The 19,842-nt window shown below is 61.8% G+C and carries 18 protein-coding genes and 5 pseudogenes; 7 read left to right on the top strand and 16 right to left on the bottom strand.

What is annotated here, in order from left to right:
- Window positions 1–4: 4 nt before the first annotated feature.
- The 9 genes from NKJ94_RS23830 to NKJ94_RS23790 all read right to left on the bottom strand — a co-directional run bounded on the left by NKJ94_RS23830 (window position 5) and on the right by NKJ94_RS23790 (window position 9,257).
- Window positions 5–2,131: a heavy metal translocating P-type ATPase gene (locus NKJ94_RS23830; protein ID WP_352528452.1), complete on the bottom strand. Its 2,127-nt coding sequence runs from the start codon at window positions 2,129–2,131 to the stop codon at window positions 5–7.
- A 56-nt stretch (window positions 2,132–2,187) separates the two neighbouring features.
- Complete coding sequence (locus NKJ94_RS23825) at window positions 2,188–2,916, bottom strand: sulfite exporter TauE/SafE family protein (protein ID WP_352528400.1); 729 nt, start codon at window positions 2,914–2,916, stop codon at window positions 2,188–2,190.
- A 30-nt stretch (window positions 2,917–2,946) separates the two neighbouring features.
- A complete protein-coding gene (locus tag NKJ94_RS23820; RefSeq protein WP_352450399.1) occupies window positions 2,947–3,069 on the bottom strand; it encodes a hypothetical protein in 123 nt (40 codons plus the stop codon).
- Between the two features lie 154 nt (window positions 3,070–3,223).
- Window positions 3,224–3,448: a hypothetical protein gene (locus tag NKJ94_RS23815; RefSeq protein ID WP_352528399.1), complete on the bottom strand. Its 225-nt coding sequence runs from the start codon at window positions 3,446–3,448 to the stop codon at window positions 3,224–3,226.
- Between the two features lie 151 nt (window positions 3,449–3,599).
- A complete protein-coding gene (locus tag NKJ94_RS23810; RefSeq protein ID WP_352528397.1) occupies window positions 3,600–5,264 on the bottom strand; it encodes a cbb3-type cytochrome c oxidase subunit II in 1,665 nt (554 codons plus the stop codon).
- Window positions 5,261–6,703, bottom strand: a complete 1,443-nt coding sequence (locus tag NKJ94_RS23805; RefSeq protein ID WP_352528450.1) for a cbb3-type cytochrome c oxidase subunit I — start codon at window positions 6,701–6,703, stop codon at window positions 5,261–5,263. The genes NKJ94_RS23810 and NKJ94_RS23805 overlap by 4 nt, the downstream gene beginning before the upstream one ends.
- 146 nt (window positions 6,704–6,849) lie before the next feature.
- Complete coding sequence (locus tag NKJ94_RS23800) at window positions 6,850–7,311, bottom strand: c-type cytochrome (protein WP_352450401.1); 462 nt, start codon at window positions 7,309–7,311, stop codon at window positions 6,850–6,852.
- Between the two features lie 11 nt (window positions 7,312–7,322).
- Complete coding sequence (locus NKJ94_RS23795; RefSeq protein WP_352450402.1) at window positions 7,323–8,468, bottom strand: metallophosphoesterase family protein; 1,146 nt, start codon at window positions 8,466–8,468, stop codon at window positions 7,323–7,325.
- Between the two features lie 90 nt (window positions 8,469–8,558).
- Window positions 8,559–9,257: a carboxypeptidase regulatory-like domain-containing protein gene (locus tag NKJ94_RS23790; RefSeq protein WP_502904216.1), complete on the bottom strand. Its 699-nt coding sequence runs from the start codon at window positions 9,255–9,257 to the stop codon at window positions 8,559–8,561.
- 196 nt (window positions 9,258–9,453) lie between these two features.
- Between NKJ94_RS23790 and NKJ94_RS23785 the strand changes: the two genes are divergently transcribed.
- The 4 genes from NKJ94_RS23785 to groL all read left to right on the top strand — a co-directional run bounded on the left by NKJ94_RS23785 (window position 9,454) and on the right by groL (window position 13,506).
- On the top strand, window positions 9,454–10,059 hold the full coding sequence (locus NKJ94_RS23785) for an SCO family protein (protein ID WP_352528393.1): 606 nt from the start codon (window positions 9,454–9,456) through the stop codon (window positions 10,057–10,059).
- A gap of 65 nt (window positions 10,060–10,124) precedes the next feature.
- Window positions 10,125–10,367 (top strand): hypothetical protein, encoded by a 243-nt coding sequence (locus NKJ94_RS23780; protein ID WP_352528391.1) that lies wholly within the window; start codon window positions 10,125–10,127, stop codon window positions 10,365–10,367.
- Between the two features lie 173 nt (window positions 10,368–10,540).
- Window positions 10,541–11,797, top strand: coding sequence for a 5-aminolevulinate synthase (gene hemA / locus NKJ94_RS23775; RefSeq protein WP_352528448.1), 1,257 nt, complete (start codon window positions 10,541–10,543; stop codon window positions 11,795–11,797).
- 65 nt (window positions 11,798–11,862) lie between these two features.
- On the top strand, window positions 11,863–13,506 hold the full coding sequence (gene groL, locus NKJ94_RS23770; RefSeq protein ID WP_352528389.1) for a chaperonin GroEL: 1,644 nt from the start codon (window positions 11,863–11,865) through the stop codon (window positions 13,504–13,506).
- 816 nt (window positions 13,507–14,322) lie between these two features.
- Here groL and NKJ94_RS23765 read toward each other — a convergent pair.
- The 4 genes and pseudogenes from NKJ94_RS23765 to NKJ94_RS23750 all read right to left on the bottom strand — a co-directional run.
- Complete coding sequence (locus NKJ94_RS23765) at window positions 14,323–14,670, bottom strand: DUF3363 domain-containing protein (RefSeq protein WP_352528446.1); 348 nt, start codon at window positions 14,668–14,670, stop codon at window positions 14,323–14,325.
- 25 nt (window positions 14,671–14,695) lie between these two features.
- Window positions 14,696–15,441: pseudogene (locus tag NKJ94_RS23760) on the bottom strand (DUF3363 domain-containing protein); the annotation flags it as partial.
- A 94-nt stretch (window positions 15,442–15,535) separates the two neighbouring features.
- Window positions 15,536–15,973 carry a hypothetical protein gene (locus tag NKJ94_RS23755; RefSeq protein WP_352528387.1) on the bottom strand — a complete coding sequence of 146 codons (438 nt, stop codon included), beginning with the start codon at window positions 15,971–15,973 and terminating at the stop codon, window positions 15,536–15,538.
- Window positions 15,974–16,276: 303 nt separating this feature from the next.
- Window positions 16,277–16,399, bottom strand: a pseudogene (locus tag NKJ94_RS23750) (IS6 family transposase); the annotation flags it as partial.
- Window positions 16,400–16,457: 58 nt separating this feature from the next.
- Here NKJ94_RS23750 and NKJ94_RS23745 point away from each other — a divergent pair.
- A pseudogene (locus NKJ94_RS23745) lies at window positions 16,458–16,826 on the top strand (transposase); the annotation flags it as partial.
- Between the two features lie 495 nt (window positions 16,827–17,321).
- Here NKJ94_RS23745 and NKJ94_RS23740 read toward each other — a convergent pair.
- Together NKJ94_RS23740 and NKJ94_RS23735 are read right to left on the bottom strand one after the other, a co-directional pair.
- Entirely contained in the window at window positions 17,322–17,552 is a 231-nt protein-coding gene (locus NKJ94_RS23740; protein ID WP_352528385.1) for an RNA-binding protein, read from the bottom strand.
- A 2-nt stretch (window positions 17,553–17,554) separates the two neighbouring features.
- A complete protein-coding gene (locus tag NKJ94_RS23735) occupies window positions 17,555–17,740 on the bottom strand; it encodes a hypothetical protein (RefSeq protein WP_352450409.1) in 186 nt (61 codons plus the stop codon).
- A gap of 96 nt (window positions 17,741–17,836) precedes the next feature.
- On the opposite strand from NKJ94_RS23735, the pseudogene NKJ94_RS23730 reads away from it, so the two are divergent.
- Window positions 17,837–18,188 (top strand): annotated as a pseudogene (locus tag NKJ94_RS23730) (transposase); the annotation flags it as partial.
- A gap of 664 nt (window positions 18,189–18,852) precedes the next feature.
- On the opposite strand, the pseudogene NKJ94_RS23725 reads toward NKJ94_RS23730, so the two are convergent.
- A pseudogene (locus NKJ94_RS23725) lies at window positions 18,853–19,458 on the bottom strand (protein-L-isoaspartate(D-aspartate) O-methyltransferase); the annotation flags it as partial.
- Between the two features lie 92 nt (window positions 19,459–19,550).
- Between NKJ94_RS23725 and NKJ94_RS23720 the strand changes: the two are divergent.
- The gene (locus tag NKJ94_RS23720; protein ID WP_352453889.1) at window positions 19,551–19,751 is read left to right on the top strand and encodes a hypothetical protein; all 201 of its coding nucleotides are present in this window, start codon (window positions 19,551–19,553) and stop codon (window positions 19,749–19,751) included.
- Window positions 19,752–19,842 lie beyond the last annotated feature (91 nt).

Below are 19,842 nucleotides of genomic sequence, written 5' to 3'. Positions count from 1 at the left end.
TAACTCAACTCCGCTCGACGGCCGGGCCGGCCATTGCGGAAATGCCGGCACCATCCTGGGCGCGCTCCGCCTCGGCGCCGGATCGTTGCTCCGGGATCAGCGTTGCAACAGGATCGGGCAGCCGCTCCAGCCGCAGCGAATTCACCACCACGAGGATGCTCGAGCCGGCCATGACCGCCGCCGCAAGTATTGGCTGCAGAAGTCCGAATGCTGCGAACGTCAGGGCGACGAGGTTGTAGCCGAACGCCCACATAAGGTTGGTCAAGATGGTCCTGCGGACCGCGCGGGCCACGTCGACGATCCAGGGCAGCATCCACAACCCGTCCGCAGGCAGCACGAGCGCCGCAGTCTCGCGGGCGAGATCGGTGGCGGAGCCGACGGCAATACCGACATCTGCGGCGGCCAGAACCGGCCCGTCATTCAGTCCATCGCCGACCATCGCCACCGAATCGTGGTCATGGCGGAGTCGATCCAGGGCCAGCCGTTTGGCCTCCGGCGAAAGGCCCGCTTGGACGTCCTTGATCCCGACCAGGGCCGCGATCCGCTCCGCCGCTTGCGCCAAGTCGCCGGTCAACAGCGTGGCGTCGAGCCCGCGCTCACGCAGGGCCGCGATCGCGGCCTGCGCCTCGGGAAGCGGCGAATCATCGAGCGACAGCACGGCGTGAACCCGCTCGCCCCAACCGACATAGACCACCGAATGACCGCTCGCCTCCAGCGACCGCGCACGCTCGGCCAGCGAGGGGGGAAGCGGCCAGCCCAGATCATTCATCAATCTGCCGTTCCCTGCCGCCACGGGCCGGCCTTCGGCGCTGCCGCGGATGCCACGGCCGGGAACCGTCCGGACCTCGCGGGTGACGAGCGGCGAGATGCACCGCTGAGCGGCGGCTGCCGCGATGGCCCGCGCCAGACCATGCTCGGAATGGCGCTCCAGACCGGCGGCGCGCGCCAGTACTTCGTCGATGCCGACCTCCTCGCGGTCGACGCCGACGAGACGCGCTTTGCCCGCCGTCAGAGTGCCGGTCTTGTCGAAGGCGAGCAACCGTACACGCGCGAGGGTCTCGAGCACGCCGGGGTCGCGGACGAGGCAGCCGTGCCGCGCCAGCCGGCCGATGCCGAGCGATATCGCCATCGGAGCAGCGAGGCCGACGGCACAAGGACAGGCAACCACCAGCACCGAGAGGCCAGTCAGCAACGCCCGATCGAACGGCAATGACTGGGCCCAGTAAACGATCGTCAGCCCGCCGAGGGCGAGGACGAGCGGCACGGACACGCCAACGACGCGATCGGCAAGGCGCTGGGTTGGACTGCGACGGCCCAGCGCTTCGCGCACCGACCGGCAAATCCGTGCCCAGCGGGTTGCGGTTCCGTCACCGCTGCTTTGGATCAGGAGCGGGCCGTCGATATTGATACTACCGGCAATCACCTTGGAGCCGGCGCGCTTTGTCACTTGCCGGCTTTCTCCGGTAATCACGGCTTCATCGGTGTTCGATTCCCCCTCGACAACCACGCCGTCGACCGGAATGCGCTCGCCCGGCCGGACCCGCACCAGCATGCCGGCCGTCACCTCCCGCACCGGACGGCGGATCTCTGCCGCGCCATCGACCGCGGTCGCGCTCTCGCTTTCTGCGGCCAGAAGTGGTTCGAGGTCGCGCGCCGCCCTGGCGCGGCCAACAGCCTCGAGATAGCGGCCAACTGTGAATAGCATCAGCACCATCACGGCGGTGTCGAAATAGACATGCGTGCTGCCCTCGAACACGGCAAATGCCGAATAGAGGTAAGCGGCAGCGACGCCAAGCACGATGAGTGCCGACGACGTCACTCGTCCCTGAATGCCATTGAGCCACATGTCGCGCAGATAGGGTCCGCCGAGAATCACCACCGCCGGCGTGGCGAAGATCCAGAGCAAAAAGTGAATCCACGGCAGCACGCCCGCATCGACGCCGGTGAACGCGTCCGAATAGAGGAGGAGGCTGAACATCATGATATTCATGGAGAGAAAGCCTCCCACGCCGAGCTGGATCAGAAGCCAGGCGGCTTCCCACTCTTCGTGTCTGCCGCTCTTCACCTGAAAGGCGATGCAGCAGCCGTAGCAGCAGAACGCGCAAGCCTCACCGTTGAGCCTGCGCTCCATCGGGCGCAGGCCGACGGGCAGCGAACAATGGCTACAGAGGATATTGCCATGCGCAGTCATGCGGGATGTCCGCCCAGCCAGGCAAGGCCGATATGCGCGTCGGAAGGCAGGAGACCACGGCCGAGCGTGATGACGCCGAGCAAAAGAATAAAGCCACCAGCCAGCCGCACGCCGCGCCGCCGCCAGGCTGGCCCGAGTATCCGGCCAACGCCGCCCATCATCAACATCGCGGGGAAGGTTCCCAGTCCGAACGATGCCATGACGAGAAACCCGGGAAGCGCTCCGGCGGTGCTCGCCGCCTGGGCGGCGAAGGCATAGACCAGGGGACATGGCAGGAAGCCGTTGAAAACGCCAAAGGCGAGCGGTGCGGCGCTGCTCCGGGCCGTCAACAGACCGCGCAGGGACAATGCAAATGTGCTGCCGCCAAATCCGATCGCAAGGCGATGAAAGACCTGCAGCAAGCCGAAGAACTGCAACGCCATGGCAATCATGAGCAGGCCAGCGACGATTGCGAGAATTCGTTGGGCGATGTCGAGGGAGCCGTTCAAGAGCGGCGCCGCCGTTAGACCTTGCGTGCTGCAGATGACCTGACCGATCGCGCCCGCGAGCCCGCCCAGAAAGCAATAGGTTGTCAATCGGCCGGTATTATAGAGCAGGTGGCGAAGGACGGTTGCGCCTCCCCCTCGCTGATCGCGGCCCAGCGCGCAGGCAAAGCCGCCGCACATGCCGATGCAATGAAAGCTGCCTGCAAATCCAGCGGTGAAGATCACGAGGTAGTAGATCATTGGCGTTTGCGCAGTGGCGCGGACGCGGCGCTATTGCCGCACAAGATATAAAAGAAAGAGGATAAAGCCGACGGTGCAGCCGCCATAGATGAGGAAGCCAAGCATCTGCGGCAAGCCGGCGTCAGCAAGCTTGAAGACGGTGTCCTGTAGCATCCGCTGCTCCTATGTCAGCCGAAATAAAGACGAAGCACGTTTATCGCCAGCTCGAAGCACAGGAAAAGGAGGTTCAATGCGGCGACCCCAAGGAGAATTTTGGCTATCATGGTCTCCATCACTCCTGTCTTACCAGCCTTTGCGGACCGCCTACTTAGAACAGACGGCCGGGCCCGAGCCCGCCCCAATAAGCATACATGTAGTACAGCCCCCAGGCGAACAGCAGCACGTACACGACGAGAAGCCATAGCGGAATGAATCCCACACGCGCCTGTATCAGGCCGCCGGCATAGTCCTCCAGTTCAGGGTGCGAGCTTTGACGCACATCCAGTTCCGGATGCGTCGGGCTCTCCGGATCGCTGCTCTGCAGATCGCTCATTCTCCATTTCCCTTTCAAAAAACCCGTTGGCGGCTTTATCGGTGCCGCTCAACGCGCCGGACAGGACGCCCCAGATGAACAAGAACAGGGCCGCCAGGCTCATCAGCATGGCGCCCGCATAGGGTCCGGTGACTTCAAAACCGAGCATGCGCTAACCTCCGGCGGGCGCCTGTTCCTCGCCAGGCGGAGCTGGCGGGCCGGACGCCGGCACCGACGGATCGGGCACATAGGCTCGCTCCGGCTTGTCAGCGACCAGTTCCAGATCGTTCAGCGCCGCGCGGGCCTCCTTCTTGATCGACAGCGGCTGCAGCGAGAGCGGGTCTTTATAGGCGGAAAGCGCCACCACGAAATAGGAAAGCGCCCACCGGTCCTCGTCCGGAAAGGCATCCCGATAGGACGGCATCGGCGTGCCGCTGAGGCCGGTAGTTATCGTCCGGAAGATGTCTTCGACGGCCGGGCCAGACTTGAACTGGCCGCTGGTGAGGTCGGCCGGCACGGTGGCGAACCCGATATCATCCTTGAGGCCGGCCGCCTTCTCGCCGTCGCCCTTGCCACCTTGGCCGTGGCACTCCCAGCACTTCGCCACCTGCCAAACCTCCTTGCCACGGTCCAGCATCGTCTGGGACGGGGTCGGCGGGCGCCCGATATACAACGGTGGGCCAGGCGGTTCCTCGACGAAGAAAGCGTAAGGACTGGCGGGATTGGAACGGTCAACCGCTAGCTCATACTTGATGTACTGGATCACCGCCAGCCGATCGTTGAGCGGCAGTTCGTACCAAGGGGGCATTGCCGTGCCGCGGATGCCGCGGGTAATGGTGCGCAGCATGTCGCCGTCCGTGGGCAGGGGCTCCTTTGTCAATCTGAACTTGAAGACTGCGGACGTGAAGTTCCTGGGCCGCTGGTTAAACATAAAGGTGGCGGCCGGCCCGTTGCCGTCGCCTTTGGCACCGTGGCAACCGATGCAGCGGCGCTCATAGACTTCCTTGCCATAAGCAATCCATTCCTCGGAGCGCGGCATCGTCGCATCCATGACCTCCAGGCTTTGCGGCTCGAAAAGATCGCGCCATTTACCCCGGTTCGTGCCGAGCTTCTGGACGTAGGAAACAAGCGCCGCCAGCGATTCCGTCTCCGCCGCGATGCTGACGGTTTCGCCTGTGTATTCGTCGTTCGGCGTCAGGATGATCGGCTTTCTTTCGCGCGCCTTCAGCGGCACGAACAGCAACCCGTACGCATTGGGCGTCAGCTGGATCGCTTGCTTGCTGTCGAAGTCGAACAGGCCTTTGGTGGCCTCTGTCCTTTCCAGGGTCCGATTGCCAGCTCCGTCGTCAACGATACGGACGGCTGCATCGGGCTCGTGGAAGAGGCCGCGATACGGCGCCATTATCGAGTCCGGCACCAGCATCCGCGGATTGTAGAAGTGCGCCAGGTGCCATTCGTCGCTGTATTTCAGGCCGACGCGCGTCAGGTCCGGTCCGATCCGGCGTGTGCCTAACAGGTGCGGCACGTCATAGGCGTATTCGCCCGCCTCGCTGACCGGTCCCCAGCGGCGGATCTCGCCGGTCACCGGCCGCACGAATTGCGAATGGCAGTACCAGCAGCCTTCGCGCAGGTAAATGTTGCGGCCGCGACGCTGCTGCTCGGTGTAGTCCGCCGCCTCTGAAACCGTCCATTTCAGCTGGCCGAAATCCGTGCGCACCACCGAGGTCACGCGCGTAGTTCGCGAGGACGGCTCCACGAAGGGCAGCACGCCCTGCGTGATCACCGCAAGGGTGATACAGAAGACGCCGGCGAACAGCGCGAAGAAGCGAACGTTCACTGCGCGGGCCCTCCCGCCGGGGCCGGGATAGGCGCCTCCACCGGCCCGCGGGCGCGTCGCGCCTCAGTCGCCGGGCTGGTCAGTGCGGTCAGCATCAGATTCACCACCAGCAGCGACATACCGAAATCCATGCTGATGCCTGCCAGGGTCCGCGCCAGCCAGTAGGGCTTCATCCAGACGAGCGAGTCGAGCCATTCGACCCCATTCATCCATTGATAACCCTGCTGCAGCCCGCCCGCTGTGAGGACCAGGCCCATGGTCGTGATGCCGACGGTGATCAGCCAGAACGACCAGTTGCCGAGCTTGAAGGACCAGAGTTCGCGCCCGAACAGCCGCGGCCAAGTATAGAGGAGGCCCCCCATCGCCCAGACGACGAAGGTGCCGAACACGGTGAGATGCGAATGCGAGATGACGAAATCGGTGAAATGGGTCGGCTGCTGCAGCTGCCGCAGCGCCTCGGTCGAGCCCTGGAAGCAGCCGACGAGATACATGAGCGAGCCCATGATCAGGAACTTCGCCGGCAAGTTCCTGCCGAACTCATGCCACCTGCCCATCATGGTGCCGAAGAAGTTCACCAGCACCGTCCACACCGGAATGATCAGCAGCATCGACGTGACGATGGCCAAGGTCTCGGCCCAGTCCGCGATCGGGCTGTAGAGGTAATGGTGAATGCCGACGAACGGGTAGAACAGTGCCAGGGACCAGAAGCCTACCAGCGAGAGCTTATGGGCATAGAGCGGATTTCGCGCGCTGACCGGCAGGAAATAGTAGATGATCACGTAGCCCGCGGGCGTTATCCACAGCCCGACGATGTAGTGGAGATAGAGGCCATGGAAGGCGGCGCTGTTGATGCCCGAGATCGTGTATGGCAGGATGAAGCTTCCAAGCACGAAGTTCATTGTCGTCCACACGAAAGTGGCGATCAGGTACCATAGCGCGACATAGATCGCCGGCTCGAGCCTTCGACTGATCGTGATCAGGAACTGCGCGGTAGCAACAGCCACCACGATGAAGAATGCGACCTTCGCGTAGAGCGGAAGCTCTCCGGCTTCCAAACCGTCACTGTCGCCGAGCAGCAAGCCGACCAAACCGGCAAGCGTTGCGACGTTCCAGACCCATGCGAGAAGAACCGACCACTCCGACCATATCACCCGCACCCCCGACAGACGCGGCACGAGATAGTAGCAAAGGCCGATGAAAAGCGTCGAGAAGGCGCCGAAGATGACACCGTTGACGTGGACCGGGCGCAGCCGGCCGAAGGTGAGCTCGAGGTTCCCCGATCCGAGATAGTCGGGGTAGTTGAAGGTGCCCGAAATCATGACGCCGACGGATGGCGTCACCATCAGCCAGAACATGCCGAAATAAAGCCAGGTCCGCACGACCCGGTTGTCGACCAGCGCATCCAGGTCCACATTCGCGAACTTGCCGCGCAGCACCATCGCAGTCTCTGCCAACGCATAGCCCTTCCCGCGCGGTTCCCGGGCCGCACGACTGCTTTAAGCCCACCGTTCCCCATCGAGGTATCACTCCGATGGCGGACTCGCTTCGCGCTCCCTGAAGCCGGTGCCCCCGGCTATCGACGAGACTAGTATTTGCCTGGCACCAACACCGAGCCGCTGTTCGACCAGGTGATGTACGCCTCGAGCGCCTTCATCGCCTCCGATTCGGGATCGATCTTCTCGCCCTGGCTCGGTTTCTCGATGCACCAGTTGATCATGTCGCGCAGTGTCGCGAACTTGGCCATCGACGCCTGGAACTTCGGGAACGCCTGCGGGTGGGTATCGGAGGCCATCGGATGGCACATGGCGCAGGCCCACCCGGTGTTCGACAGCTTGACGCCCAATTGCTCCTTCATCGCCGCATCACCATGGAACAGGAGGTCTCCTTTCCTGACCTCCTCCATGAACGCTTCTTGATAGAGTTTCAGCTGCTTTGGCGTCACCGGATCCTTGTTGGCACTGGCCGGCCCGACGACGGCAGCTGCGACGACTGCTCCGGCGACGGTGGAACGCCTCAGAATGCACAGGAATGTCGATGTGTTTATCATAGCCACCACCCTTATGGATTTGCCCATGGGTACTGTTTGTCGGCGATGCGTGACCGTATGACCTCCGCAATGCTCTTGTCGTGGTCCTCCGGCGACTGGACGAACACCTCCTTGCGGCCCCACATGATGTACTCGACATCGACCTTATCGTCGGCGTTGACGTTCACGGTTTCCCAACCGACCCCGTCGAAGGGATCGCCCGGATCGACACGGATCATCGGCTTGGTAAGCTTGGGCAGGCCTTCCGGCGCATACGGCCACGGCCAGGAGGTCGCCAGCATGCCGATCGAGCGCATGCTGCCGATCTCGTTGTAGAGCACCTGGTGCACATGACCGTGGATGTTGGTGACTTTGGTATAAGGCTTCAGCACGTCATTCACTTCGCGCCAGTCGCGCACCCAGAAGTTCCAGGGCGGGTAGTACTCGTACAGCGGATTATGGCTGAAGATGACGATCGGTTTGGACTTATCCCAGTCGGCGAGTGTCTTCTGCATCCAGTCGAGCTGGTCGCGGCCGACGCCGGCCCACGCGCCGGCAACCGTGCCGTCGAGGGTAGCCATATGGCCCATGCGTTCCTCTGGCGTCATCTTCTTCGCTGTCCAGTAGTCCGGTCCCCGGCTGACCGTATCGAGCCCAATGAAGCGCACGCCCTTGTGATCGAAGGTCCAGTTGGGTTGGCCGAACAACTCGCCCCACTTCTTGCCCATATCCAGATACCAGTCATGCTCGCCCGGGATGTAGTATTTCTTGATCGTCAGATCCTTGAGGAGCTCAACGCCAAGCTCAAGTTCCTCGATCTTTCCGAGCTGGGCCAGGTCGCCGCCGAAGATCAGAAAGTCGGCCGGCGGATCCATGGCCTGGACCTCTTGCACGGCGCGCACCACCTTGTCGACGAAGCGTGTGTTGAGGGATCTCTCGTAGAGATGGGTGTCCGAAATCCAGGCAAACTTGAAGGGCGCTTCGGCGGCGTGAGCGACGTCGATGGTGTTGAGCAGCGGCCACCACGCGAAGGTCTGGCCGACGGAAGCAGCGCCGAACAGCAGCGATCTGTGAATGAAGGTGCGGCGGGTGATTTGGAGCGAGTCGTCGGGGCGTACGCCAGGCTGCTGCAGCACCGCATGCATTTCGCGCCGAATGCGGTCAAGCTCGTCAGACATCAGGGTTCCTCCTCAGTGCAGACCGTTTCTTAAAGCGTCGGTCTTCTCGCAGGAACGCGACCCTGTTGAATCAGTGGGTCGCCCATTTTGTTATTTTTTCAGTTCAATCGTCAGACTGGTGGCCTTATTCTCCTCTACCGTTACAGACTGCTCGATGGGCCCGGTGAAGGGATGGATCGCCACGAGCTTGTATTCCCCCGGCGGAACATCGGTTATGCTGAATTTGCCATCGGCGCCGGTGACCGCGTAGTAGGGATTGTCCACCACATAGACCCAGCCCTCCATCCAGCCATGCGCGTCGCAATCGATGCGGACAGTGCCGGCACGCTTCAGTTCGACCGGTATACGCTGGCCCTTATTGGGCAACGCCACGTTGAAGGCGGTGCGCTTGCCATAATAGCCGTGGGTGTTGTGGAGCACTGGGTCGCTGTTGACCACCTCCAACGATCCGGCCGGTATCATCTGCACCGCGGGCTCAAAGCGACATTTGAGGTTGTTAAGCTCAGGCAGCTTTCCGGGCTGCGGCCAGGCCTTTCCCTGTGCCACGTCGACCAGCTGCACCGCCGCGTTCAGCACGGCCTGATCGCTGCCGACTTCGATCAGCGGCTCCTCGCGGGGGTCGCCGCACACCTCGATATTCTTGGTGGGGATGATCTTTGTTGTCGGCACGTCGCCACGGTAGACGATCGTACCCTCGATCGTTCCGCCTCCCGTGACCGGACCCACTTCGTAGGCTTGCGCGGGCGCGGACATTGTCGCAACGAAAGAGATCGCCGCTAGTCCGCTCATCAATTCGCGAATCGTCATAAAAGCCACCTCCTTCAAGAGAGATGAGGGGCAACTCTTAAAAATAGAGCCAAACCAGTGCCATGTCTAGCCATTCAGCAACAAAATATGATAAAGTGGGTTGGTTTAGGCGAGTTTGTTAATCACAAACACACGCGGGGGTTTTGGCGCGTCATTCTCGAAGTGCCGGAGGTCCTTGATGAAGCGACGGCATCGACTCCTCCGCCCCTGGGCCCACGGTCCGCATACCCTCTTCTGCATCATATTCGCAGCGGCCCTGTCGATCTGTCACCCGCTCGTGCGAGCTGACACGGCGCCTGTGACGGTCGGTGGCCCCTTCACGCTCACGGCGCCGGACGGAACGACGGTCACCGATGAGACTTATCGCGGCAAATGGCTGCTGGTTTTCTTCGGCTATACGTCTTGTCCCGACATCTGTCCGACGACTCTGTCCGAAATCGCCGCGGCGATTGAGGAACTCGGCCCCGACGCCGCAAAACTGCAACCGCTCTTCATCACCGTCGATCCCGAACGCGACACGCCTGAGGTGATGGGAAGCTTTACCGCGGCGTTCGATCCGCGCATCGTCGGACTGACCGGCAGCCCACAACAAATCGCTTCGGTTTCGGAGGCATATGGCGCCTACGGGGTGGCGCGCCAGGGCGAAGCGGGCGGCGGCGACCACCTAATGGATCACGGCACCCACATCTACATCATGAACCCACAGGGGCAATTCGTGGAGGGGCTAGACTCTGACACACCAAGCAGCGGCATTGCCGCCAGGCTGCGTGAACTGGTGCGATGACACGATCCCTGGGATGACGCAGTTGATCGATCCATAGAAAGTTGTCTTCCGGAAGGAGAGCGGCCATGCAAAGACATACAAAGAAAGCTTCGGAGCTTAAGGCATTGATCCTCGCGGATCTTCATAAGGAGCCGGGATGCGGGGACGTCACCGATTTTGTGATTCAGCGGCTCGAAACCAAGGAGAACGGGGCAAACTGGACTGTCAAATATCTGGATCCTAATCAAGATAAGGTCTGCGAGACGATTCTGATAAACATAGCGCGAATGTTGCAGCTCAACTTCGACCTTCCTGAACGCGGGTCGTGAGGAACGATGCGAGCGGGATCGGCGCGCATCGCGCTTCGAGATAATTCGTGTGCAAGCAGGGGAATCGGGCGATGGCGGAACCCACAGCGTTGCACACCGGCAAACCTGGCGGCGCAAAGAACGTCATTGCGCCGCGGCGATTTGGACCTCCGATGACCGGAGGTGCGGGCAATATGGCCGATGGGCAAGGCAGTATCTTGGAGCCAGGCATTAGGAGTTATGACAGTTTCTTTGCGGATGCGATCGCGCGTCTGCAGGGGGAACGGCGCTGCCGTGTGTTCGCGGACGTTGAGCGCATCGCCGGACGCTTTCCCAATGCCGTGTGGCATTCCCCGCGTGGACCGAAGGACGTCGTGATCTGGTGCTCCAACGACTATCTCGGGATGGGACAACACCCAGATGTGGTCGTCGCCATGGTGGAGACTGCTACCCGCCTGGGAACGGGGGCCGGCGGGACGCGCAATATCTCCGGCACCAGCCATCCGCTCGTAGAGCTCGAGGGCGAGCTTGCCGATCTCCACGGCAAGGAGGCGGCACTGGTCTTCACGTCCGGCTATGTGTCGAACCAGACTGGCATCTCGACCATCGCCAAGCTGATCCCCGGTTGTCTGATCCTGTCCGATGCGCTCAACCACAATTCGATGATCGAGGGCATCCGCCGGTCCGGTAAGGAGAAGAGCATCTTCCGCCACAACGACGTCGATCATCTCGCGGAATTGTTGAAGGCGGCGGGTCCGGATCGGCCAAAACTCATCGTCTTCGAAAGTCTCTATTCGATGGGCGGCGACGTCGCGCCAATCAATCGCATTTGCGATATCGCCGATCGTTACGGCGCAATGACCTATCTCGACGAGGTCCATGCTGTGGGCATTTACGGCCCTCGCGGCGCCGGCATCGCTGCGCGCGACGGCGCCATGAACCGGATCGATGTAATCGAAGGCACGCTCGCCAAGGCCTTCGGCTGCCTCGGCGGCTATATCACGGGAAGTGCTGTGCTGATCGATGCGGTTCGTTCCTATGCTCCGGGTTTCATCTTCACCACCGCGTTGCCGCCGGCGATCTGCGCCGCGGCCACAGCGGCGATCAGGCATCTGAAAACCTCGCAGTGGGAGCGCAAGCGCCAGCAGGACCGCGTCCGGCGGGTAAAGGCGGCGCTGGGGGCCGCTGCGCTGCCGGTCATGCTGGGCGACACCCATATCGTTCCGGTGGCAGTCGGCGGTCCGGCGCATTGCAAAGCGGCGAGCGACCTGCTGCTGAGCGAGCACGACATCTATATCCAGCCGATCAATTATCCGACCGTGGCGAAGGGAACTGAGCTGCTGCGCATCACGCCGACACCCTGTCATGAGGACATCATGATTGATCGGCTCGCGGCAGCTCTGTTCGATGTCTGGAATCGGCTCGGGCTGCCACGCGACAATCTCGCCTGAGTGGCGAATGAAGCTTCGCCGTTGCCCGGACGTTCCCCGAAGATTGGGTCTTAAGGTTCAAGGAAATGGCTGCCAAGGAAATCATGTTCTCGTTCGAGGCTCGCGACAGAATGCTGCGCGGCATTGACACCCTGGCGAATGCGGTGAGCGTCACGCTTGGCCCGCTAGGGCGCAACGTCGCGATCGGTAGGGAGCACGGCGCGCCGCGGGTCACGAAGGACGGCGTGACCGTCGCCAGGGAAATCGAACTCGACAACAAGTTCGAGAACATGGGCGCCCAGATGGTGCGCGAGATCGCAACAAGAACCTCCTATCAGGCCGGCGACGGCACGACCACCGCCGTCGTGCTCGCGCATGCGATCGTCCGGGAGGGCGCCAAGGCGGTGGCCGCTGGCATGAATCCCATGGACCTGAAGCGCGGCATCGATCTAGCGGTCGAAGCCGTCGTCGCGGAACTCAAGAACAACGCCACGAAGGTCACTTCGAACGTCGAGATTGCGCAAGTCGGCACCATCTCGGCCAACGGCGATAGGGAGATTGGTCGCTGCCTAGCCGACGCCATGAAGAGGGTCGGCAATGACGGCCTGATCACTGTCGAGGACGGGACGTCGCTCGAAACCGAACTCGAATTCGTCGAGGGCATGCAGTTCGACCGCGGCTATATCTCGCCCCATTTCATCACCAATCGCGCAAAGATGCAGGTCGAGATGCAGGATGCCTATGTCCTCATCAGCGAGAAGAAACTGTCCAGCCTGAACGAAATACTGCCGCTGCTGGAGAAGGTGGTGCAGGCCGGCAAGCCGCTGCTCATCATCGCCGAGGATGTCGAGGGTGAGGTGATTGCTGCGCTGGTGGTCAACAAGTTGAGCGGCGCTCTCAAGGTTGCAGCCGTGAAGGCGCCGGCCTACGGAAACCGCCGCAAGGCGATGCTGCAGGATCTCGCGCTGATGACCGGCGGAACGGTGATCTCGGAGGATTTGGGCATCAAGCTGGAGCATGCTTCCCTTGATATGCTCGGGTGCACCAAGAAGGTGATGATCGACAAGGCAAACACCACGATCGTCGGCGGCGCCGGCAAGCGTGCAAGCATCGAGGCCCGCATCGCTGAGATCAAGCTCGAGCTTGCGGAAACCACCTCCGATTACGACCGCGAGGAGCTCCAGGAGCGGCTGGCCAGGCTCGCCGGTGGCGTCGCCGTGATCCGGGTCGGCGGTGCCACCGAAGTCGAGGTCAGGGAGAAGAAGGATCGCATCGATGACGCGATGAACGCGACAAGAGCCGCGGTCGCCGAGGGCATTCTCCCGGGCGGCGGGGTCGCCTTGCTGCGCGCCGGCAGGGCGCTCAAGAAGCTCAAGGGCGGCAACGAGGACCAGCAGGTCGGCATCGCGATCGTCAGGAAGGCGATCACTTGGCCGGCTCGGCAGATCGCGATCAATGCCGGCCTGGAAGGCTCGGTCGTCATCGCCGGGATCCTCGAAAACGACGACAACGCCTATGGCTACGATGCCCAATCGGGCGTGTACGGGGATCTGGTGTCAAAGGGCATCATCGACCCGGCCAAGGTGGTGCGCACGGCGCTCCAGGGCGCGGCCTCGGTTGCGGGCCTTCTCCTTACAACGGAAGTCATGGTGGCCGAAGGGCCTGGCCCGCCGCCGCCGGAGCTTCCCGGTCACGAGCATCATCATCACGACATGGATATGGATTTCTGAGCGCATTGCGGGCGGCGGAAGCACCGAAGTGTCCGGACTGGATCGCCGCTGGCGACTGCTAGAGAAAGCCCACTCGTCCGAACCGCGGCCAACAACAGCAGTATTCGGGATCAACTCCTGGAGGCGCTCCGGGCTGCGCCGTGGTCATCGGTCGGCGATTCCGACGTGACAGTGACAGTCGGGGCGGTTCATTTTGGGGTACCTATCGGTCCAAAGAGGACCGGGCTGCATCGCGCGTTCTGGCCGAGAATATCCCGGGCCTGCGCGAAGTTCAGGATCATCGGGTCTCGATCGATAAAATCCCCCACAGCGTCTGACGCCACCCTGCGAGCGCGTCGCTTGGTATTCTATCCGTCCGTGTAGGGTAGAAATCTAGCTGCACACCGCCGGTCCATGGCCGTAGCGGCGCATTGAATTCGGCTCGAGTCGTGAAGAGTGCGGCCTCAGAATTCCAAGGGATACGATCATGAAAGCGTTCGCCGCCGAGCTTTTCGGCACCTTCTGTCTTGTCTTCATCGGCTGCGCGTCAGTGGTGACAGGCGGCTTTGGCGGGCTGCTGCCGGCGCGGTCGCTGGGCATCGGCCTCAGCTTCGGCGTCGCTGTAACCGCCCTAGCTTACGCGGTTGGGCCGTCTCGGGCGCGCACCTCAATCCGGCCGTCACGCCGTGGACGCCTCCCACAAGGGCCGCTTTGTATCCTCTTTCCCATATCGCCGCAGTCCTCAACGAAGATCTGCAGATGGCGCGAACTTCTCATTGCGGGCCAGACAAGAGTTACCGCTCTCGCCCCACCTGCGGCGTTTGGCTGGACCGGCCCTCACATCCCGATCCCCAGGCCGCGTTTTCTGCCGAAACTCCAGTCGATGCCGCCGCTGTTTTGCACGACGCCGGTGATGTGCTGGCCGATGCGCCCTTCCAGCATTGGCTGCCAGGGAACGAGCCGAAAGCCGAGCCCATCGTCCAGCATGGCAAAGCGCCCGCTGGCAAGACTGATCGGGCCGAGGAGCGTGCCGCTGACATGGTTGCCGGGCCGGACGGGCGCGAAGGTGAGGCCGCACGCAGCGGCCATTTGCTTGCCGACGCGCGCGACCCTCCTGGCGCTCCAGCGTGGCAACAAGGTCTCGCGAGAAGGTGATCGTCCCACTGGTCGCATCGTGTTCGGCATGGCCCATCCTGACGAGCTGGGCAGCCCGTCTGTCGAGAGCGTTGTCGACGTCGAGACCAAAGCCTGACCTCACCAGCGGCACAGGGGTCCTGGCCGTAAGCTCCCGGTCGAGCCAGGTGGCACCGTCGCTGCCGATGTGCGCGTCAGATCGAGCATCGAGAGCACGCGGACGGAGAAGTCCTTGCCGCGGTTGCGGGCATCGTAGGCGATGCCGCGCTCGGACAGGTCTTGCGGAACGCGCCAGTGGTCTTCGTCGGTGCGTTCGACGTGGCCGGCCCGGCGCAGTGCTCCGAGACGGCGAACATGGAAACGGACGAAGGCATCCGGGTCCTTGCCCTGCTCCAAAAATGTCTCGCGGATCGCCTCCAGGTGTCTGCTCGGCCGATAGACACCGTCCTCGCCGGCTACGCTGCCGATGTTGCGGTCGGCCGCACGCGGCTCCTCCTTCGGCAGGATGGGATCAAGCGCCACGATATGGCCGCGCTGGATGTCGTCGAGCTTTGCCGCATCCGCGGTCTCGACATAATGCGTGCGACCGTCGATGCCATCGATGACGAGCGACAGCTTATCGCTCATCTCGTCGCCGGCGAGGCGCTTGGCGAGCACACGGCCGACGACCGGCTCGGTGATGGTCCGCCGGTGCATTTCGTATTGCGCCGCGCCTCGCTCCTGGGCAAGGCCGTGCTCTTCCAGCGCCCGGTGCATGGTCTTGATAATGTCGTTGCGCTCGCCAAGTCCTCGCAACGTGCTTTCGGTCCTGTCGGAGATCACCCACCGGCCCGGTGTGGGGAGCGCTTGCCTGCGCTACGGCGGCGGCTTTCCATGCGAGCCGCTTCAAAAATGATGCTGCGAAACGGCGCCGGGTTTATCCGACGAACGCCTCACGCATCCGAGCGAACATGCCGGGCTGTCTCCCGGCAACCGCCGCACGGATGTGACGGGCGGCCGTTGCGGCGCTCACCGTCGCGCCGAAATGACAATAGCAGATGATCTCATGCAATTGCCCGTCGGTCAGCTCGAAGAACCGCTTCGCTTCGCCGTAGTTGTCGTTTTCCAACCCGGCGGCGCGGAGGACAGGATCCTCGAAAGCGACTGCGATCGGCGAGCCGTCGCCGCGCATGGCCGCGCGTGCTCTAACCGGCTGATACTCGGTTTGGTGCAGCGTCGAGAGGCGCCGGTCAGGGTTCCGTTCAAGGAGCTCCGCCCAGCGTTCAAGACGTTCGCTGCGCGACATGGTTTGGCGCAGGTAGTCCTGATCGATCTCGGCGACGATCTGCAGTTGCTCAAGCGTCTGGTGCTTCATTTTAGCCTCCTATTCGGACGATAGTTGGCCCACCCATATCCTTCTTATACCTGCGGCCAGAGTGACTCCGACCGATCGTGAAGTCCAATCACGATGAGGCTGGGAGGGCTTCCCCCACGAAAATGCGGAGGCTTCGCAAAGATCCGGCCATTAATTTGCGAACGCGGTCAAATGCGCGGCTGTTCGACGATGTCGGTCTGGAGTCCGTGCCGATCGAGGTGATCGATGGGCAGAGTCTGTACTGGACTGCCCCAGCCCCATTGCTGGCCGGGGCAGCGGGATCAAGCGAGTGGCAGATGAGCTTCGAAACCGCCGAAGGCCGGGCCGATGCGAGTTCTCCGCCCGGTCGTTGGGGCCCTTGTGGCTCCAGTGTACGACTTCCGGCATGACCTGGCGCCTGGCTACTCCGCAGGATCGCAGTTTGTCTGGACTGTCAGGAATTCTGTGCGCGAGGTCATGATGATGGAAAGGAGAGAATCATCACATGGCTATCGAGAAGGAACTTCTGGACCAGCTGCTTGCGGGCCGCGATCCGAATGAGGTATTTGCCAAGGACGGGTTGCTGGACGACCTGAAGAAGGCGCTGTCGGAGCGGATATTGAAGGCCGAGCTTGACGAGCACCTCAAGGACGAACGCGCCGAGGGCGGCGCCAATCGACGCAACGGCCATTCGACGAAGACGGTGCTGACCGGCACATCGAAGATGACGCTGTCGATTCCGCGCGACCGGGCGGGAACCTTCGACCCGAAGCTGATCGCCAGGTATCAGCGCCGCTTTCCCGATTTCGACGCCAAGATCGTGTCAATGTATGCACGCGGCATGAGCGTGCGCGAGATCCGCGGCCATCTGGACTATGCGATGGCCCCACAGCCGACGTTTGTTCCCAAGGCGGAACCGGAAAATCACGTCTGCATAACGCTCGATTTCAACCATTCGATATTGGGCTTCGTCGCAAATCTCTGCCGTGTCCATGTTGTGATACATCTTATGGCCGGAATCCGAGGATGGGCGGTCAATCTCCCCCCAAGTCAGCTTGGCCCATTCAGCTAGTTTTGGAAGAATAAGGCCGTCCCAATCGCCATCGGACCAATCCCGAGGGACACCCCATGACCACGAATGTTTCCGATCCGGTTTCTCGCATGTCAAAGTCATTTTCGTAGAGAACACGGACCCAGCCTGTGCGAACCTGCTTTTCGTCGGCGATACCCACGCCTAATCGAACGCCACCAATCGGGATTCTCTCCCGAAGGCGCATAGATTTTTCCTGCTCTTTGAGTTTCGCCTCTACGTCCCGAGCAATGCGCGCTTCACGCCTCGACGACAAAATCAAGAAAAATATTCCGGAAATTATTCGGAGCGGTGCCGCCAGCGACTTTCCGCCGCCTTCTTCGCGATCTCGGCCCGCCGCTCTGGCGTCATGTTCTCGGCGCGCTTCTTTCCGCCCTTCGCACCGAGTGCCTTCGCGGCAGGGTCTTTGCCGTCGTCAATCAGGTCGTCGGCTTCCTCGCCAGTCGCAATGCGCATGACGCGGACGGCATTGCCGATCACGTCGGCGGGGCGCTTCTGGCCTTTAGGCATTCCTAGTTCTCCGCATGGCTAAAAACGACAGTTCCATCGTCCTTGCGAACTTCAACGGATACGATCCCATCGTCGCCCTTTCGAGTCTGGAACATGGAGATTGCATGGTCTTTCGCGGCCTTCTCGGAGTCGAAAAACTCCTTGTCCACAATGCTCTGTCTTCCGTACCAGATGACAGTGTAGGCCATTGTTGCTCCCATGCTTTGCGCTAAGCATAGGCGCTTTCGCCTAGAGGATCAAAACGCGATAGGCGTTTCCGCATATTTCAAACTGAGACACTACCCGAAGCCGGCATGAAGGCGCTGGAGGAGTTCGAGGTCGGCTTCTGGCGCCAGCGATATCCTGCGATCACTCAGAGCTGGCGGCGCAACTGGCAACACGTCGTGCCATTCTTCGCCTATCCCGAAAGCGTGCGCCGCATCATCTACACGACGGATGACATCGACAAGCCTGATTTCGAAGCTGCGCCGCGCCGTTCGAACACGTGGACACTTCCCCAACGACGACGCGGCCATGAAGCTGCTATATCTGGTCTTGAACCATGCGGCCGAGGAATGGAAACGACCGCCGCGCGAATGGTTCGAGGCAAAGGTCCAGTTCGCCGTCGTCTTCGGCGAAAGGTTCGTCAGCCAATGACGAAACCGGCCTCGCGCACAGAATCCTGACAGTCCCCAGTTTGTCCGCGTCGAAACCATTGTCGAAGTTACCCGGCCCGATGGCGGAGTGTTGCGGATTGCGCTCAAAAACGGTCCAGGCTGTGCGTCGTCAGGATGGTAGCCGAACCAGCGTAACAGCCGATCACGGATCCCTTCCTTCGACCTTTAGAGACTGACCAGTCAGCTGCCACCAAGCGAGAATGACGATCGCTCTCACTGCTGCGGCGCTGGTATCGGTGTGCCGCCAAACCAACCAGCCGCATACGCAATCACGACCAATACCACGATCACGGCTACCACGCCGTACCAGATGCGCCTGTCCTTGAGATCCATCGTTACCTCCTGCCCGCCACGTGTTGGCCACTGGGCGAATTCCTTGAGCCTTTGGCCGTCATTTCCCAGATCAGCGACCCATTTGCCCTCTGGTAGGCACACAGTAGGCTGGATAAGGGTCTTTGAGAAGCGCGCAATACGACCGCGCCGGCATGATCGCCAGCGGCTGCGACCGGTGGCTGCAGGCGTGCTCCACGAGTTAGCGTTGCGGCATGGACGTCAAAAGATCGGCGATGCCATCCAGCGCCCGTGTGATCGATGCGGCGCGCGTTATCCTGATCTTCCGCCACGGCTCCGCGCAGCCGCACCCCTCATGTGACCGTTTCGAGCCGGCTGAACCGAACCGGGATGAGTTTCCGGGTCTCGAGCTGCCCTGCCGCATCCTTGTCGATGACAGTCAGAAACTGTGCTTCTTTAGATCCCAAAGGCAGAACCAGCCGTCCCCCCGGCTTGAGTTGCTTCAGAAAAGCCGGCGGTGTCTGCTCAGCCGCCGCCGTGACCAGGATCTTGTCGAATGGGGCGTGCTCGGGCCAGCCGCGCGACCCGTCTCCGACACGAATGCCGACATTGGATAAACCGAGGCCCTGCAGGAGAGCCTCGGCATGGCTTGCGAATTCCTCGATGATTTCGACGCTCCAAACTTGCCCGGCGAGCTCCGCGAGAATTGCGGTTTGGTAGCCCAGGCCGGTGCCGATCTCGAGTACCGCCTCGTGCGGTTGCGGTGCAAGGAAATCGGTCATGAGAGCGACGATGAAGGGCTGCGAGACGGTTTTATCAAAGCCGATCGGCAGCGGCATGTCCTGGTAGGCATAAGGGGCGACCGGGGCTGGAACGAAGAGATGCCGCGGCACCCGCCGCATCGCGGCCATCACCCGCTCATCGAGCGTCGCCTTGCCGAGTTCTTCGCTTGCAAGATCGGGTAGTGGGTCAGTTTGAAATTTGACGCCGCGCTTGTCGCGGTTCGGGCCGAACTCCTATATGCTTAGCGAAACGCATGGGAAGCAGGACGGTGAGTTATTCCATAAAACTTGGCAAGGAGCCGAACGTCCTAGTGATCAACGACTTGTCCAGCAGGCAGGTCGTAAGCCAAGCGCGCGAACTCAAAGCGGGCAATATCAAATTCAGCATTTACGCCAGCGACGGCACTTTGACCGAACTGTATGATCTTGAGCGTGCCGTGGAGGGGGATGACGTTGCCAACCGGACCTAACCCCCCCAAGCGCCCGCGCGACCCAAACCAATTGGCGAAGTCGATTGTCGATCTGGCGACAGGCGAGACTGAGGACAAAAAGCCACTCGCC

The organism is Mesorhizobium sp. M0060 (assembly GCF_040323155.1).
Classification (GTDB): Bacteria; Pseudomonadota; Alphaproteobacteria; order Rhizobiales; family Rhizobiaceae; genus Mesorhizobium.
This window is presented reverse-complemented; position numbering and strand designations above follow the sequence as displayed.

What these genes read in the sequence shown, in the direction of transcription:
- NKJ94_RS23800 (WP_352450401.1), bottom strand. Translation starts at nt 7,311, where the DNA reads ATGATAAACACATCGACATTCCTGTGCATTCTGAGGCGTTCCACCGTC.
- NKJ94_RS23830 (WP_352528452.1), bottom strand. Translation starts at nt 2,131, where the DNA reads ATGGAGCGCAGGCTCAACGGTGAGGCTTGCGCGTTCTGCTGCTACGGC.
- groL (WP_352528389.1), top strand. Translation starts at nt 11,863, where the DNA reads ATGGCTGCCAAGGAAATCATGTTCTCGTTCGAGGCTCGCGACAGAATG.
- NKJ94_RS23755 (WP_352528387.1), bottom strand. Translation starts at nt 15,973, where the DNA reads ATGAAGCACCAGACGCTTGAGCAACTGCAGATCGTCGCCGAGATCGAT.
- NKJ94_RS23780 (WP_352528391.1), top strand. Translation starts at nt 10,125, where the DNA reads ATGCAAAGACATACAAAGAAAGCTTCGGAGCTTAAGGCATTGATCCTC.
- NKJ94_RS23790 (WP_502904216.1), bottom strand. Translation starts at nt 9,257, where the DNA reads ATGAGCGGACTAGCGGCGATCTCTTTCGTTGCGACAATGTCCGCGCCC.
- NKJ94_RS23740 (WP_352528385.1), bottom strand. Translation starts at nt 17,552, where the DNA reads ATGCCTAAAGGCCAGAAGCGCCCCGCCGACGTGATCGGCAATGCCGTC.
- NKJ94_RS23815 (WP_352528399.1), bottom strand. Translation starts at nt 3,448, where the DNA reads ATGAGCGATCTGCAGAGCAGCGATCCGGAGAGCCCGACGCATCCGGAA.
- NKJ94_RS23805 (WP_352528450.1), bottom strand. Translation starts at nt 6,703, where the DNA reads ATGGTGCTGCGCGGCAAGTTCGCGAATGTGGACCTGGATGCGCTGGTC.
- hemA (WP_352528448.1), top strand. Translation starts at nt 10,541, where the DNA reads ATGGCCGATGGGCAAGGCAGTATCTTGGAGCCAGGCATTAGGAGTTAT.
- NKJ94_RS23765 (WP_352528446.1), bottom strand. Translation starts at nt 14,670, where the DNA reads ATGCCGAACACGATGCGACCAGTGGGACGATCACCTTCTCGCGAGACC.
- NKJ94_RS23785 (WP_352528393.1), top strand. Translation starts at nt 9,454, where the DNA reads ATGAAGCGACGGCATCGACTCCTCCGCCCCTGGGCCCACGGTCCGCAT.
- NKJ94_RS23820 (WP_352450399.1), bottom strand. Translation starts at nt 3,069, where the DNA reads ATGCTACAGGACACCGTCTTCAAGCTTGCTGACGCCGGCTTGCCGCAG.
- NKJ94_RS23825 (WP_352528400.1), bottom strand. Translation starts at nt 2,916, where the DNA reads ATGATCTACTACCTCGTGATCTTCACCGCTGGATTTGCAGGCAGCTTT.
- NKJ94_RS23735 (WP_352450409.1), bottom strand. Translation starts at nt 17,740, where the DNA reads ATGGCCTACACTGTCATCTGGTACGGAAGACAGAGCATTGTGGACAAG.
- NKJ94_RS23795 (WP_352450402.1), bottom strand. Translation starts at nt 8,468, where the DNA reads ATGTCTGACGAGCTTGACCGCATTCGGCGCGAAATGCATGCGGTGCTG.